The sequence below is a fragment of the Stenotrophomonas sp. 1278 genome, assembly GCF_029892765.1.
Lineage (GTDB): Bacteria > Pseudomonadota > Gammaproteobacteria > Xanthomonadales > Xanthomonadaceae > Stenotrophomonas > Stenotrophomonas indicatrix.
Genome location: NZ_JARXWD010000004.1, coordinates 36409 through 50654, shown reverse-complemented (window position 1 = coordinate 50654; position 14246 = coordinate 36409). Strand labels below are relative to the sequence as shown.

The 14246-nt window shown below is 67.6% G+C and carries 15 protein-coding genes and 1 pseudogene; 3 read left to right on the top strand and 13 right to left on the bottom strand.

Features of this window, described 5'->3' with window-relative positions; genetic code table 11:
• Positions 1-148 precede the first annotated feature (148 nt).
• The 4 genes from M2299_RS05570 to M2299_RS05555 form a co-directional block, all read right to left on the bottom strand.
• Positions 149-1465, bottom strand: coding sequence for an ABC transporter permease (locus M2299_RS05570; RefSeq protein WP_025878344.1), 1317 nt, complete (start codon positions 1463-1465; stop codon positions 149-151).
• A gap of 13 nt (positions 1466-1478) precedes the next feature.
• Positions 1479-2636 carry an FtsX-like permease family protein gene (locus M2299_RS05565; protein ID WP_032978283.1) on the bottom strand — a complete coding sequence of 386 codons (1158 nt, stop codon included), beginning with the start codon at positions 2634-2636 and terminating at the stop codon, positions 1479-1481.
• A 14-nt stretch (positions 2637-2650) separates the two neighbouring features.
• The gene (locus M2299_RS05560) at positions 2651-3340 is read right to left on the bottom strand and encodes an ABC transporter ATP-binding protein (protein ID WP_025878346.1); all 690 of its coding nucleotides are present in this window, start codon (positions 3338-3340) and stop codon (positions 2651-2653) included.
• A gap of 117 nt (positions 3341-3457) precedes the next feature.
• Positions 3458-4705, bottom strand: a complete 1248-nt coding sequence (locus tag M2299_RS05555; protein ID WP_280884022.1) for an efflux RND transporter periplasmic adaptor subunit — start codon at positions 4703-4705, stop codon at positions 3458-3460.
• A 202-nt stretch (positions 4706-4907) separates the two neighbouring features.
• Between M2299_RS05555 and M2299_RS05550 the strand changes: the two are divergent.
• From M2299_RS05550 to M2299_RS05540, 3 genes and pseudogenes are all read left to right on the top strand, one after another.
• Positions 4908-5219, top strand: a pseudogene (locus M2299_RS05550) (ATP-binding cassette domain-containing protein); the annotation flags it as partial.
• A gap of 30 nt (positions 5220-5249) precedes the next feature.
• Positions 5250-6464, top strand: a complete 1215-nt coding sequence (locus M2299_RS05545) for a sensor histidine kinase (RefSeq protein ID WP_025878349.1) — start codon at positions 5250-5252, stop codon at positions 6462-6464.
• Positions 6461-7063 (top strand): response regulator transcription factor, encoded by a 603-nt coding sequence (locus tag M2299_RS05540; RefSeq protein ID WP_025878350.1) that lies wholly within the window; start codon positions 6461-6463, stop codon positions 7061-7063. Before M2299_RS05545 ends, M2299_RS05540 begins: the two co-directional genes overlap by 4 nt.
• A gap of 91 nt (positions 7064-7154) precedes the next feature.
• On the opposite strand, the gene M2299_RS05535 is transcribed toward M2299_RS05540, so the two are convergent.
• From M2299_RS05535 to M2299_RS05495, 9 genes are all read right to left on the bottom strand, one after another.
• Positions 7155-7691: a cytochrome b gene (locus M2299_RS05535; protein ID WP_280884020.1), complete on the bottom strand. Its 537-nt coding sequence runs from the start codon at positions 7689-7691 to the stop codon at positions 7155-7157.
• Complete coding sequence (locus M2299_RS05530) at positions 7688-8794, bottom strand: catalase family peroxidase (protein WP_099786213.1); 1107 nt, start codon at positions 8792-8794, stop codon at positions 7688-7690. The genes M2299_RS05535 and M2299_RS05530 overlap by 4 nt, the downstream gene beginning before the upstream one ends.
• Before the next feature lie 168 nt (positions 8795-8962).
• The gene (locus M2299_RS05525; RefSeq protein ID WP_280884019.1) at positions 8963-10330 is read right to left on the bottom strand and encodes a M17 family metallopeptidase; all 1368 of its coding nucleotides are present in this window, start codon (positions 10328-10330) and stop codon (positions 8963-8965) included.
• Positions 10331-10333: 3 nt separating this feature from the next.
• A complete protein-coding gene (locus M2299_RS05520; RefSeq protein ID WP_025878355.1) occupies positions 10334-11062 on the bottom strand; it encodes an HAD-IA family hydrolase in 729 nt (242 codons plus the stop codon).
• 62 nt (positions 11063-11124) lie between these two features.
• The gene (locus tag M2299_RS05515) at positions 11125-11595 is read right to left on the bottom strand and encodes a hypothetical protein (protein WP_280884018.1); all 471 of its coding nucleotides are present in this window, start codon (positions 11593-11595) and stop codon (positions 11125-11127) included.
• A gap of 97 nt (positions 11596-11692) precedes the next feature.
• Positions 11693-12799, bottom strand: a complete 1107-nt coding sequence (locus tag M2299_RS05510) for an AI-2E family transporter (protein WP_025878356.1) — start codon at positions 12797-12799, stop codon at positions 11693-11695.
• Between the two features lie 67 nt (positions 12800-12866).
• Positions 12867-13304: a hypothetical protein gene (locus M2299_RS05505; protein ID WP_025878357.1), complete on the bottom strand. Its 438-nt coding sequence runs from the start codon at positions 13302-13304 to the stop codon at positions 12867-12869.
• Entirely contained in the window at positions 13301-13771 is a 471-nt protein-coding gene (locus M2299_RS05500) for a phage holin family protein (protein ID WP_025878358.1), read from the bottom strand. The genes M2299_RS05505 and M2299_RS05500 overlap by 4 nt, the downstream gene beginning before the upstream one ends.
• A gap of 8 nt (positions 13772-13779) precedes the next feature.
• Positions 13780-14142 carry a hypothetical protein gene (locus tag M2299_RS05495; protein ID WP_025878359.1) on the bottom strand — a complete coding sequence of 121 codons (363 nt, stop codon included), beginning with the start codon at positions 14140-14142 and terminating at the stop codon, positions 13780-13782.
• Positions 14143-14246: the final 104 nt, after the last annotated feature.

Sequence of the window (14246 nt, the reverse complement as noted above, 5' to 3'; positions counted from 1 at the left end):
ATGGCGTGGATCTACTGCAACAACGTCGGCGTCCACACCATGCGGATGGGCCAGTAGATCCACGCCATGCGTGGATGACGTGCAAAAAAAAGGGACGGAGCCTTCGCTCCGTCCCCTGCGCAACGTTCATTCAATCAATGCGTGATGCTCAGGTCTCGCGCAGCGCCGTGGTGATCGGCAGGCGTGCCGCGCGCAGTGCCGGGAACAACCCACCCACCAGGCCGATGCCCAGCGCCCACTTCAGCCCGCTCCACAGCAGTTCCGGCGATACATGGAACTTGAACACTACCGCGCTGAAGTTGCTGCCGATGGTGGACACGCTGTAGCCGTTGAACAGCAGCCATGCCACCGCGCAGCCAAGCAGTCCGCCGAGCAGGGCCAGCAGCATGGTTTCCAGCATCACCGCAGTCACCACCGGCAGGCCACGGAAGCCGATCGCACGCATGGTGGCGATCTCGCGTGCGCGCGTCGCCACGGCGGCATACATGGTGTTGAGCGCACCAAATACAGCGCCTACGGCCATGATGGTGCCGATCACCTTGCCGAGGATGTCGATCAGCTTGGTCAACCCGCCACCCTGCTTGCTGTAGTAGACGCGGGTGGTTTCCACGTCCAGCTTCAGGCGTGGATCGGCGGCGACAGCGGCCTTGAACTGCTCGAAGCCGGCCTTGCCGTCGGTGCGCACGCTGATCGACTGCCAGGCACTGCGCTGATAGGTGGTGGCCAGCGTGTCGGCATCGGTCCACAGTTCCGAGTCATGCGCATCGCCGGTAGCGAACACGCCCACGACGGTCCAGGTCTGGTTGCCCAGGGTGAGCGTCTTGCCAACGTCCATGTCGCGGAACTGGCTCCTGGCGCCCTGGCCGACCACGATCTCGCGCAGGCCGGCGGCGAACCGGCGGCCTTCGACGATCTTGACCTTGTCATGCACGGCCCACGCCTGCGGGCCGACCCCGCGGAACTGCGCATTGACGTCGGTGCCATCGGCCTTGGACACCAGGTTGACCACCTGCGAAAGTTCCGGCGACAGCAGCGGCCGCCCCTGCGCATCGCGGGTGATGCCGGGCAGGGTGGACAGCGTCGGGACCTGCTCGCGGGTGATGACCGAGTTGGTCTCGGCCTGCGAACCGCCGCGCAGCACGATCGCGGTGGTGTCATCGCCGGTGTTGTTGAGCGTGGCCTGGAAGCCTTCGCCCATCGCCAGCATCGCGACCAGTACGCCGACCACGCCGGCGATGCCGACCACGATCACCGAGGAGGCACCCCAGCGTTGCGGCAGGCTGGCGATGCCGATGCGGGTGGCGGCCAGGGCCAGCCGGCCACTGCGGGTGAGCGCCAGCCACAGCCCCAGCAGCACCGCGATGGCAGCGACGCCGATCCACGGCAGGCTGATCCAAACCACCAGGCCAACGACCAGCAGCAGCACGGTCACCGCGTTCCCCAGCCACTTCTTGAGCTTGTTCATGTCGGTGTCCTCTTCAGCGGCCGGCGAGCGCGTCGACGATCTTCAGGCGCTTGGCGCGCAGTGCGGGCAGCAGCCCGACCACGATGCCGATCACCACGATCAGGACGATGCCCACCAGCCAGGTCGGCGTCGGTACGTGCGGCGGCAGCATGCCCATGCTCTTGGGGCTGATGGCCGGCAGGATCAGCGCCGCCAGGCCCATGCCGATCAGTCCACCGAGGCCGATCAGCAGCACCGATTCGACCATCACCAGGGTCAGCACCGTGCTGTCCTTGAAGCCCAGCGTCTTCAGCGTGGCCAGTTCCGGAACGCGCTCGCGCACCGCCTGGGCCATGGTGTTGCCGGTCAACAGCAGCAGGGTGAAGAACACCGCGCCCATGATCGAGGTGACGATCATGCCGATGTCGGCGAACTGTTTCACGAACGCCTGCTGGAACGCCGATTCGGTCTGGGTCTTGGTTTCGTGGTCGGAATTGGCCGAGATCGCATCGATGGCCTGCGCCACCCTCGACGACTGCTCCGGGTTGTCCAGCGTCACCGTGTACCAGCTCACCTGGTTCTTGATGTAGTCGTTGGACTCATCGAAGTACTTCCAGTTCATCATCAACTGGCGTTCTTCATTGGCCGCCAGTGCGCGATCCTTCGAGCGGTAGATGCCCTTCAGTTCCAGCGGCCAGTCGTTGCTGCCGCCACGCGGGAAGATGGTGGCCTGCAGCGGGATGGTGTCGCCGATCTTCCAGCCGAACTGCTTGGCCAGCGTCTCGCCGACGATCGCGCCGGTACGGGTCTGCTGCCAGTCCTGCAGCTGCGCCGGGTCGATCTGCAGCTCGCGGTAGACATCGAAGTAGTTGGGCGCCACCGAGAAGTTGGGGAAGAAGTTCTTCGGGTCCTGGTAGATGCCGCCGAACCACATGCCGTAGGTGACATCGCGCACGCCGCTGACCTGGCGGATCTGCGTTTCCAGGCGGATCGGCAGCGACTGGGTGATCGACAGGCGCGAAGCCACCACCAACCGGTTGGCACCTTCCACGCTGCCACCGGACGAGAACGCCACGCGCACCGAGTCGAGCATGCCGAACAGCAGGAACGCGGCCACCACCGACAGCAGGGTCAACAGGGTGCGGGTGCGGCTGCGGAACAGCTGCGCCCAGACCAACGAGAAGTATTTCATCGCTGTGGCCTCCGTCAGTGGGCCAGCGGGGCGTCGGCCAGCTCGCCCTTGTCCAGGTGCACCGTGTGGGTGGCGTACTCGGCTGCCTTCGGGTCATGGGTGACCATGATGATGGTCTTGCCGTGTTCGCGGTTGAGCTGCTGCAGCAGGCCCAGGATCTCTTCGGCGGACTGGCGGTCAAGATCGCCGGTGGGTTCGTCGCAGATCAGGAAGGTCGGGTCGGAGACGATCGCGCGGGCGATCGCCACGCGCTGCTGCTGGCCGCCGGACAGTTCGTTGGGGCGATGGCTGCGGCGGTCGGCCAGGCCGACCAGGGTCAGCGCGATCTCGGCATTGCGCTTGCGCTGCGCCGCGCTGAGGTGGGTCAGCAGCAACGGCAGTTCCACGTTCTTCTGCGCGGTCAGCATCGGCATCAGGTTGTAGAACTGGAACACGAAGCCGACATGATGGCTGCGCCACGTCGACAGCTGGCCGCCGCTCATCTGGTCGATGCGCTCGCCTTCGATGCTGATCTCGCCGCCGGTGGGGTTGTCCAGGCCGCCGATCAGGTTGAGCAGGGTGGTCTTGCCGGAACCGGACGGGCCCATCAGCGCGACGAAATCGCCGCTGGCGATATCCAGGTCGATGCCGTGCAGCACCTGCACCTTTTCGGGGCCACGCTGGTAGGTCTTGGTGATGTTGCGCAGTGAAACCAGGGTCGACATGGGTGGTTCTCCACGAAAGGCGGGAAACGGGGATGCGTCCCGGCCAACGGCCGGCACGCGTCGAACAGTGGTGCTTTCCAGCGGTACTGCCGGTGGCGCCATGCGGGCGCCGGGCCGTTACTGCGCTTGCTTCTGCTTGACCCTGGTGCCGTCGCGCAGGGTGTCCGGCGGGTTGACCACCACCGACTCCCCCGCGCTCACGCCCTTGAGGATCTGGCGGTCCTTGCCCATCGCCTGGCCCGCCTCGACCGTGCGTTGCTGCACACGGTTGTCATCGCCCAGTGCGAAGGCCACCGACGCGCCCTCACGCTCGACCACCGCAGTGGCCGGAACGCGCACGCCCTGTGGCTTGGCTTCGGTCTGCGGCTTGGCCTGTTCCAGGAAGCTGACCCGCACGCCCATCTCCGGCACGATGCGCGGATCTTTCACCTTCAGTGCGACCCGTACCTTCACCGTGGCCTTGCCGCGGTCAGCGGTGGGAACGATGGCGATCACCTCGGCCGGGATCTTCCACTCCGGGTAGGCGTTGAGCGTGGCTTCCACCGGCATCTTCGGCTGCACGCGGCCGATGAAGGCTTCGCCGACCTCGACTTCGATCTCCAGCGATTCCATGTCGACGATGGTGCCGATGCCGGTACGGGTGAAGCCACCACCGGCCGACAGCGGCGAGACGATTTCGCCGGGCTGCGCGGCCTTGGCGGTGACCACGCCGGAGAACGGCGCGCGCACGATGTTGTTGTCCACGCCAAGGTCGGCGATGGACAGCTGGTCGTTGGCAACCTTGACGTTGCGTCGTGCGGTTTCAAGCTGCGCACGCAGGCTGTCACGCTGGGCCACGGCCTGGTCGTACTGCGAACGCGAGACCAGCTGCTGGCCGACCAGCGCCTGCAGGCGGCTGGCTTCAGCGGCGGCCTGCTTCTGCTGGGCGTCCAGGCCGACCACCTGGCTGCGTGCGGCCTGCAGCTGCGAGGCGTACAGGTTGCGCTGCGCGTCGGCATCGATCGGGTCCAGGGTGGCCATGATCTGACCCTGTTCCACCCGCATGCCTTCTTCGATCATCACCTCGCGCACCTTGCCGGTGATCTTGGCCGACACCGTGGCCATGCGCCGGGCGACCACGTAGCCGCTGGCGTCGAGCACCGAGCTGCTGGCGCTGCCCTGCTGGATGGCCACCGCCGGCGCGGTGTCCACTTCCACGGTGGGCGCGCGGCCGAACAGTGCGAATGCACCACCGGCCAGCAGCACGATGATCACGGCCACGGCGATCCACAGCCAGCGGCGGCCACCACTGCCGCCACTGGAGGCGGGCGGCGGCGACTTGCGGTCGATACGGAGTTCCTTCAACAGCTCGGCAGAAGCGTTCATTCGTTCCATCACAGGCGTTCGGGCGGGTGTGACCGGAAGGGCAGGCAGCGGCGGTTCCGGCGGTGGAGCGTGCGGCACAGCATGAAGGCAGGTGCATCGGCGATGGCAGTGACAGCTGTCATCCGATGTCATTGACGGCGGCAACTGCGAAATGTGACCACGGCGGCACAGGATGGCAACGTCCCCGCTACCGGTACCGCCCATGGATACGATCGCTCCGTCGCTGGCCCGCCTGCAGCAGGTGCAGGTGCGTTACCGCGACCATACCGCCCTGCACGGCATCGACCTGCAGGTGCGCGCTGGCCAGGTACTGGCCCTGCTGGGCCGCAACGGTGCCGGCAAGAGTACCGCGATCAGCGTGCTGTTGGGCCTGCGCCGTGCCGACGCCGGCCAGGTCGAGCTGCTGGGCGGTGATCCGCAGCAGCGCGATCAGCGGCTCGGCCTCGGCGTGATGCTGCAGAGCACCAGGCTGCCGCCGATGCTGCAGGTGGATGAACTGGTGGCGCAGGCGTGTCGGCGCCTGCGCCGGGTCGGCTGAACTGGCATGATCGGCAGCGATCGTCCCCGCCTGGAATCTTCCGTGCCACCGAGCTGGCTTGCGTCCCTGCTGCGCCCTGCCCCGGATTCGGCGGTGGCCGAACTGCTGCGGCGTGGCAAGTCGCCCTGGAGTGGTGCGATCCACCTGCTGTGGTCGGTCTGGATCTTCCTTACCCCGGTGCTCGGGAATGGCTTCACGCTGCGCTGGTTGTTGCTGACGCTGGCCAGCTATCCGTTGTTCCTGCTGTTCTATGCCAGGGTGATGCTGGCGCCACGGCACCACGCCTGGCGCTACGCGCTGGGCATGATTGCGATGGCCCTGGTGCTGCTGCCGTGGTATCCGTCGGGACTGAGCTACTTCGTGTTCGGCTGCGTGATGATCCGCATGAGCAGCCGCGGCGGCTGGTGGGTGTACCTGTTGCAGCTCACTGGCCTGAATCTCCTGTTCTGCAGCACCGCGCTCTACTTCGGTTATCCGTGGCAGGCCATGGTGTGGATGCCGGCGGTGTCGTTCATTGTCGGGCTGGTGGTCAACGTGGAGGCCTTGAGCCATCAGCGCGACGTTGCCCTGCAGCTGTCCCAGGACGAGGTGCGGCGCCTGGCGACCACCGCCGAGCGCGAGCGCATCGGCCGTGATCTGCATGACCTGCTGGGGCATACGCTGTCATTGATCACGCTGAAGCTGGAACTGGCGCGCAAGCTGTACGACCGCGATGACGCGCGTGCCCGGCAGGAAATCGGCGAGGCCGAGGACATTGCCCGCGAGGCGCTGGCGCAGGTACGCAGTGCGGTCACTGGCATCCGCGCCAGCGACCTGGCCGGCGAACTGGCCTCGGCACGCCTGCTGCTGGAATGCCAACAGGTACACCTGCAGTACATGCCGCCGCCGCCGATGCCAGTGGAGGTAGAGCGTGGGCTGGCACTGGTGCTGCGCGAGGCGGCGACCAACATCGTGCGCCACGCGCAGGCGACCCGGGTGCAGGTGGATTTCATGCTTGAGGACCGACAGTTGGTGATGCAGATACGCGATGACGGCCGTGGTGGCGTGCAGGCCGAGGGCAACGGATTGTGTGGCATGCGTGAGCGCGCAGCGGCGCTGGGTGGCCAGTTGACGCTGCAGTCGCCGCGCGGGGAAGGCACGCTGCTGACCGTGCGCGTGCCCCTGGTGGCCGCAACTACGCCGCTGTCGCCGGCATCGCTGGCACAGGGAGGCGCGGCATGATCCGCATACTGCTGGCCGAAGATCAGGCGATGGTGCGCGGCGCATTGTCGGCGTTGCTGGGCCTGGAACCGGATATCGAGGTACTGGGCAGTGCTGCCGACGGCGAAGCCGCCTGGCGCATGCTGCAGCAGCTGCAGCCGGACATCCTGGTCACCGACATTGAGATGCCGGGGCTGAGCGGGCTGGAACTGGCCCAGCGCATCGCCCGCCATGAACTGCCGATCAAGGTGGTGATCGTGACCACGTTCGCCCGTGCCGGTTTCCTGCGTCGCGCATTGGAAGCGGGCGTACTGGGCTATCTGCTGAAAGATGCACCGGCCGAGAACCTGGCCGAGGCACTGCGCAAAGTGAAGCAGGGCATCCGTGCGATCGATCCGCAGCTGGCGCTGGATGCGTGGTCGCAGGCCGACCCGCTGACCGACCGCGAGCGCCGCGTACTGCGCCTGGCAGGCGAGGGCCGCACCGCCAGCGAGATCGCCGAGCAGCTGGGGCTGTCGCACGGCACGGTGCGCAATTACCTGTCCGAATGCATTGGCAAGCTGGGCGTGGCCAACCGGATCGAGGCGTACCGGCTGGCGCGGCAGAAGGGATGGTTGTAGGGGGGCGTCACTTTTCTTTTCGCGCGAAAAGAAAAGTGACACCCCTCCGCAGTCGCGGAAAAGGGCAGCCGGGAACCCCCGGCGAACCCATTCAATCCTTCCCGCTTGCCATCGCCTGGAACACGCCATCGCGGCGCACCCACAGGTGGAACAGCGCCGCACCCACGTGCATCAGCACCGTGGCGAACAACACATAGGCCAGCAGGCTGTGCGCATTGCGCAGCGCGGCGTACAGCGCTGGCGTGTGCGGCACGATCGGCGGCAGGTGCAGGCCACCGCCCAGCACGATCGGGTAGCCGCCGGCCGACAGCATCGCCCAACCGATCAGCGGCATCGCCAGCATCAACGCGTACAGCATCCAGTGCGAAGCCTTCGCCGCCAGCACCTGCCACGCGGGAAGATCCGCTGGCAGCGGCGGTGGGCGATGGCGCAGGCGGTTGTACAGGCGCAGCACCGCCAGCAGCAGGATGGCGATACCCAGCGGCCGGTGCAGGTCGATCAGCATGGGGCGCAGGTGCAGCGAGGCGACCATGGTCACGCCGATGAACAGCATGGCGATGATCATCAGCGCCATGGACCAGTGCAGCACCCGGGCGAGCAGGTTGAAGTGGCCGTTGCCGGTGCTCATCGTGCGTCCCCCTTCGTCTGTGCCGCCGCACCGCTGGCGCGCTCCCGCTCGCGGCGGTTGAACGACTGCGAATACACCGCCGAGCGCGCAGCCAGGATCGGGTCGTCGCTGCCGCGCACGCCGCTGGGCACGATCAGCGGATCGAAGTTGAGCTGGCCACAGGCGCCTTCTTCCTGCGACTGCATGCGGTCGAGGCTGAGCACGCCCGCCACCACCTGTTCGCGCGATTCAGGCCACGGCACCGAGGGATCATCAATGGCATCGCCCGGCGCGGCCAGGCTGACCACCAGGTTCCAGCGCACCGGGCCGGTGGCCAAGCGCTGCTGCAGTTCCTGGCTGAGGAAATCGACATTGGCCTGCTTGCGTGCCTCCGCATCCATCTCCACCAGCGGCGCCTGCGGCTGCCAGCGCCAGCGCACCGCGCGTTTCTGCCCCTGCGCGTTGGTGAACCAGAAACTGTTGACGCTGTTGAAGGTGGTGTTGGCCCAGCTGCTGGTCCACGGTGCGCTCTTGGCCCACTGCTGGAAGGCCTGTGCGCTGGGGTACCTGGCCAGCACGGCCGCCATCTTCTGCGGGTCGGGCTTGCCGGTGGCCGGATCCGGAATCTGCGCGCGGGTCTGCTCGTAGAACGCCTCGGCGGTGGGCACGGCGAAGAACGGGAAGCTGTTCATCGCCATCCGCCATTCCTGCCCGTCATCGCCCACCAGCTGCACGGCGATGCTGCGCACGCGCGCGCTGCCATCGGCGCCGTGCGGATCGCCGCCGCCGATCGACAGCCGGCCCAGCACCGGAACCTTCGCCTGTGAGAACACCCGTGCGCTGGACAGCGTGGGCGCCTGTGCGCTGGGTTCGAACCAGCCGCTCACGCACACCCCTTTGCTGTGCGCGCGGCGGAAGCCGGGATGTGCAGGGCCGGTGGCCTCGATGGTGTCGGTGAAGCGCTGTGCGGTCAGCCGGTCGCGGCCGATCCAACCGGCCAGCCAGGCGAAGGCGAGGGCAACGATGCCCAGGATCAGTGCGATCAGCGCGATCCAGGGCAAGGGCGAATGCCGGCGCGGCGCGCCCGGCTCCTGGCCAGCGCGGGTATAGCGGAAGAGCGACATGATCGAAGTCCTGCCTTCACGGATGTGTGGGTGGGCGACCACCACATCCTCGCAGAACCCGGCCGGGGCCGAAATTCAATTTTTCGTCAGATTTGCAGGGTGATGCAGTGCCGACCAAGGTCGGCACCCACCGGCATGGGTAGCGCCGGGCCATGCCCGGCAGCTCCATCAGCTGTAACGTGCCTTCAGCATCGTCCACGCCGAACGCAGGGCCAGGGCTTCGCCACCGGCCGGGCGGCCCGGGCGCTCGCCATCGTTCCAGGCATACACGTCCAGATGTGCCCAGCGCTGTCCGTCTTCCAGGAAGCGTTCCAGGTACAGCGCGGCGGTGACCGAGCCGGCCATGCGCGAACCGGCGTTGGCCAGGTCGGCGATGCCGCTGCTCAGGTAACGCAGGTACGGACGCCACAGCGGCATGCGCCACACCGGGTCACGGGTGGCGTCGCCAGCCTGCAGCCACTGCTGGGCAACCGTGTCATCGTTGCTGAACAGCGCCGGCAGGTCCGGGCCCAGCGCGATGCGTGCCGCGCCGGTCAGCGTGGCGAAGTCCAGCACCAGGTCCGGCTTCTGCTCACCGGCGAACGTCAGCGCGTCGCACAGGATCACCCGGCCTTCGGCATCGGTGTTGTCGATCTCCACGCTCAGGCCCTTGCGGGTGGCGATCACTTCGCCCGGGCGGAAGGCATCCGGGCCGATCGCATTTTCCACGGCCGGTACCAGCAGGGTCAGGCGCACCGGCAGCTGCTGGGCCATCACCAGCCCGGCCAGGGCCAGCGCGTGTGCGGCGCCGCCCATGTCCTTCTTCATGTTGCGCATGCCATCGGCCGGCTTGATGTCCAGGCCGCCGGTATCGAAGCACACGCCCTTGCCGACCAGTGCCAATGCCGGGTCGGTCTCCCTGCCCCAGCGCAGCACGATCAGCCGCGGCGCACGGTGCGAGGCACGGCCCACCGCATGGATGGCCGGGAAGTTCTGCGCCAGCAGTTCGTCGCCGGTGATGGCTTCCACCTGCGCGCCATGCGCTTCAGCCAGGGCACGCGCGGCGTCTTCCAGCTGCTGCGGGCCCATGTCTTCGGTCGGCGTGTTGACCCAGTCGCGCACGCGCAGGCTGGCGGCGATCAGGTCGGCCACTTCGCCGGTCGGTGCAGCCACCAGCTGGGCCGGCGCGCGGTTGCGCTTGCGGTAGCGGTCGAATCGGTAGCTGCCCAGGCCCCAGCCCAGCTGCAGCAGCGCCTGCTCGGCATCCGGCAGTTCGCTGGCCAGCTGCCACACGCTGCCTTCCGGCAGGGCATGCGGTGCATGGGCGTAGCTGTAGGCATCGGCACGATCACCGACGCCGATCACCGCGCCAGCCAGGCCATCGGCGCCGGGCAGCAGCGCAACCGAATGCGCGCCCGCAGTGAAGCCCTGCGACTTCAACCACGCCTGGGTGGCAGCGGATTGGCTGTTCTTCCACGCCTCGAACTGGCTGCGGTCCAGCACGTGCAGCGGCAGTGCGGCGGTGGTGTCGGCGGTGAAGCCAGTGATCTCGCTCATGCGTCAGGTACTCCGGGATGCGTCAGCGTCGGCGGCGTCGAGGTTGGCATCGAGCCAATCGGCCAGGCCGGTGAGGGTGTCGAACTGCAGGTCAGGCTGCAGCTGCGGATGGTTCCAGGTGGCCGCTTCGCGGTTGATCCAGCAGCCGCGCAGGCCGGCAGCCATCGCGCCGGCCACGTCCATCTCGACGTGGTCGCCCACGTGCAGCACCTGCGCCGGGGCGACGCCCAGGCGGTCGCAGGCAGCGTGGAAAATGCTCGCTTCGGGCTTGGCCGCGCCATGCTCGCGGGCGCCCAGCTGGAAGCTGAAGTGATGGGCCAGGCCGATACGTTCCAGATCGGCGTTACCGTTGCTCAACGCGGCCACCGGCACCCGCGCGGCGATACGCGCCAGTGCGTCGAGCGCATCGGGGTAGCACTCCACCTGGTTGCGCGCGGCGTAGAACACTTCATACGCCGGCTCCAGAAGATCCAGGCTGGCGCCACTGTTTTCCAGCGCCTCCTGGATCGTCAGCCGGCGCAGCGCGCTCAGGTCGAAATGCAGGTGGGGGTTGTCGCGGAACGAGCGCTCGCGCAGTTCGCGCATGGCCGCCACCGGATACATCGCGGCGGTGGCGGGGCTGTGTTCGCGCATCCAGTCGAACAGGACCTGGTCGATGCGGGCGCCGATCGGAGCGAACGGCCACAGCGTATCGTCGAGGTCGAGGGTGATGGCAAGGACAGGGAATTTCACCCCGCCATTCTACGCCTGCCCGCGCGGGCTTTCATGCGCGCGGCGGGCAGGCGCTGCCGCCGTCAGTGGCTGCGCAGGTCGTAGGAGCAGTACAGGACGGTCTGGCCATCGACGCGATCCACGCTCAGGTCATGCCTGCCCACTTCGCGCCGGTAGCCACCGGCCACCGGCGGCGGCATCTTCGCCAAGGCGGCGACCTTGCTGATTTCCGCGCTGCCGAAGTACGCCGTGTAACTGTCCACGCCATCCTCGCCGCTGGAGCCGTCGTAGGAGGTCACATGGGTCACCGGCAGGCCAAGCACCATCAGCGGCGAGGCCAGTGTGTAGCCGTCGTCGTACTCGTCCCTGGTCTTGGCCCCGGCGGGCATCAGCACCTTGGCCATGGCATCGAACTGTTCGGGCGTGAGATGGCGCTGGCAGGTGATGGCCTCCACCAGCTGGGTGCGGGCCATTTCCGCACTGGGCGGGGCCGCGGCGAAGGCGGGGGAGGCCAGGCAGGTCAGGGCGAGGCATCGACGCGCGAAAGAGAACATGGGGAGGGTTCCATCCTGGGAAAAAGCGGGCGCATATTCTGCCAGCCTTCGCCGTCCCACCGTTCCTCTCCCCGCACGCCCGTCGATGGAGCGCGCCTCACTCCAGCAGCCGCGCCCAGCCGTGCATGCCGTCCAGCCGCGCCAGCACCAGCTTGATGCAGACCAGCAGCGGCACCGCCAGCAGCAGGCCGATCATGCCCCAGGCCCAGCCGAACACCATCAGCGCCAGGATCAGCACCAGCGGTGACAGTTTCATCTGCCGGCCAAGCACGATCGGCGTCACCAGCTGCCCTTCCAGGGTATGCAGGGCCAGGTAGGCGGCCGCAGGCAGCAGTGCCTGCAGCGGGTCGCGGAACTCGACAAAGCCCATCAGCAGCATCAATGCGACGCCGAGCAGCGGGCCGACATAGGGCGCGAAATTCAGCAGCGCCGCCACGGTTCCCCACAGCAGCGCCTCCTGCAGGCCGATGCCCAGCAGCATCAGCACCCCGGCCAACAACAGGCCGACCACCGTGTTGATCACGCTGATGGTCAATACGTAGCGCGACACCTCATGCTCGATCGAGCGCAGGATGTCACTGGTGAAACGCTGCTGCTGCCGGTTCGGGAACAGGGCGATCGCTGCACGCTGCAGGCTCTGGCCGTAGATCATGAAGAACAGCGTCAGCAGCACGACGGCCAGCACCGAGGCGGCCAGCCGCGGCGCACGGGTGAGCATGCGGTAGGGGTCGTCCAGCTGGGTGCGGATCACCTGCACCTTGCGGTTGCCGTCGCCGCCGGCCACGCGCGCGAAATTCTCTGCGGCCTGGTTGGCCTGCTGCACCGGCTTGGTCAGGTCCTGCACCTGGCGCGCAACCTTGCGCAGCTGCTGCGGTGCTTCCTGTGCCCAGTCCATCGCCGGGCCGATCAGCTGCACAGCCAGCGCACCGGTCACGCCCAGGCCGGCGCCCAGCACCAGCAGGGCGCCGAGCGCGCGCGGAATCCACAGCTTCTGCAGCAGGCGCAGGATGGGGTTGCCGACCAGGGCGAAGAACATCGCCAGCAGGACCGGCAGGATGATGTCCTGCGCCGCCCACAGGGTGAACGCCACGGCCAGGGTCGCCAGGATCACCAGCGACATCGGGCCACGTGGGCGCGAGGGCGGCGGCAGGGGTGCGGACTCGTCCGGCGCAGGCGACGACGGGGACAACAGGGACTCGCTCATCGACGCACCGACCAGAAAGAGAAGCCCATTATCGGCCCGCCGCGATCAACGCGGCGGGTAAGGTTCGTCAACGTTCGGACATCTCGGTCGCCGCTTCGGCCGGACGGGGCTCACGCAGCTCGGGCTCGGCCACCGGGCGTGCTGCCGGTCGTGCCGCAGCGGCGGGTGGCGGCCCGGCCGCCTCATCCACCTGGTCGGCGGCATCGTCTGCGGTTTCCGCCGCCTGCGCCGCCACCACCGAAGCAAACGCGGCCTGGGCGCTGGCGAACAGGCTGGACACCGAACCGACCATCTGCAGCCAACGCGCTCCATTGACCTTGCCTGGAACCTCCAGCTTGCCGGCGATGAACCCGCCGGCCAGACCCACCACCACGATGCGCAGTGGCGACCAGCCCTGTCGCCAGACCTGGCTGAGCACGTTCCAGTGGTCCTGGGTTTCGCCGAGGCGCACGGCCATCACCTGTTCGCAACGTTTCACACGCCGCTGCAGTGCACCGAACTTCATGGCTTGCCCTCCGGGATCTGCACGCCTGCATCGGGATCATCATCGGTGGGCTCATCGAACAGGCCCAACCGGGACAACTGACGCCGGGTGGCGTGCATGCCGGTGTGGTGGAAGAAGTAGGAAACGCGCCAGATCGCATAGCCGGTGACGGCCAGGCTCAGCAGCGAGGTGATCAGCAGGGCCTGCAGCCAGCTCAGGCCGAAGCTCTGCAGCAGGGCGATGAGGGTGGCGGCCAGCAACAGCCAGGCCGACGCGCCGAACACGATGGCGACGCCGGCCCAGGCCAATGCGCGGCCGAACGCGCTGCGCGCCAGCGCGAAGTCCGCCGACGCCAACCGGCGCAGCGAACGCAGTGAGTGCTTGGCCGAATCGGCAGTCGCCCGGCCGGCTGCGCCGACCTGGCGGATGCTTTCGTCCAACGGCGGCGTGGCCGCCGGATCAGGACGTTGCGTGGTGTCTTCGCTCACGCCGCAGCTTACTTGTCGCTGCCGCGGGCCAGCTTGGCGATGATCCAACCGGTAGCGAAGGCCACGCCGAACGAGGCCAGCGGACGTTCGCGGATCAGCTCAGCAGCGCTGTCGATCAGGTCCTTGCCCTTGTCCATCAGCGCGTCGACCTGTTCCTTGGCGGCGGCACCACCGAACTCGGCAGCAGCCAGGCCCGACAGCGCGCTGTCGGAAAGTTCAGCCTTGACGTTGGCCTTGCCGATGCGCAGTTCATCGGTCGCGGCGCCGGTAGCGCCCTTGATCGCACCGCCGGCAGCGCTGGCGGCCTGCTTCAGGTGGGAACCGGCTTCACCCAGGTGGTCCTTCAGGTTCTCGGTATTGGTGGGGCTCATCGAATCACTCCTGTTGCGATGGGGGAACGGGCGATCGGCGTTCGGCCGACCTGGACGTACAGCAATAGCATCACGTGGGTATAGGGGGCGTTACGGCCAGGCGA

Excerpts from the sequence above, each read along its gene's own strand:
- M2299_RS05525 (WP_280884019.1), bottom strand. The coding sequence starts at position 10,330 with ATGAGCGAGATCACTGGCTTCACCGCCGACACCACCGCCGCACTGCCG.
- M2299_RS05535 (WP_280884020.1), bottom strand. The coding sequence starts at position 7,691 with ATGAGCACCGGCAACGGCCACTTCAACCTGCTCGCCCGGGTGCTGCAC.
- M2299_RS05565 (WP_032978283.1), bottom strand. The coding sequence starts at position 2,636 with ATGAAATACTTCTCGTTGGTCTGGGCGCAGCTGTTCCGCAGCCGCACC.
- M2299_RS05515 (WP_280884018.1), bottom strand. The coding sequence starts at position 11,595 with ATGTTCTCTTTCGCGCGTCGATGCCTCGCCCTGACCTGCCTGGCCTCC.
- M2299_RS05495 (WP_025878359.1), bottom strand. The coding sequence starts at position 14,142 with ATGAGCCCCACCAATACCGAGAACCTGAAGGACCACCTGGGTGAAGCC.
- M2299_RS05560 (WP_025878346.1), bottom strand. The coding sequence starts at position 3,340 with ATGTCGACCCTGGTTTCACTGCGCAACATCACCAAGACCTACCAGCGT.
- M2299_RS05510 (WP_025878356.1), bottom strand. The coding sequence starts at position 12,799 with ATGAGCGAGTCCCTGTTGTCCCCGTCGTCGCCTGCGCCGGACGAGTCC.
- M2299_RS05555 (WP_280884022.1), bottom strand. The coding sequence starts at position 4,705 with ATGAACGCTTCTGCCGAGCTGTTGAAGGAACTCCGTATCGACCGCAAG.
- M2299_RS05530 (WP_099786213.1), bottom strand. The coding sequence starts at position 8,794 with ATGTCGCTCTTCCGCTATACCCGCGCTGGCCAGGAGCCGGGCGCGCCG.
- M2299_RS05545 (WP_025878349.1), top strand. The coding sequence starts at position 5,250 with ATGATCGGCAGCGATCGTCCCCGCCTGGAATCTTCCGTGCCACCGAGC.
- M2299_RS05570 (WP_025878344.1), bottom strand. The coding sequence starts at position 1,465 with ATGAACAAGCTCAAGAAGTGGCTGGGGAACGCGGTGACCGTGCTGCTG.
- M2299_RS05505 (WP_025878357.1), bottom strand. The coding sequence starts at position 13,304 with ATGAAGTTCGGTGCACTGCAGCGGCGTGTGAAACGTTGCGAACAGGTG.
- M2299_RS05540 (WP_025878350.1), top strand. The coding sequence starts at position 6,461 with ATGATCCGCATACTGCTGGCCGAAGATCAGGCGATGGTGCGCGGCGCA.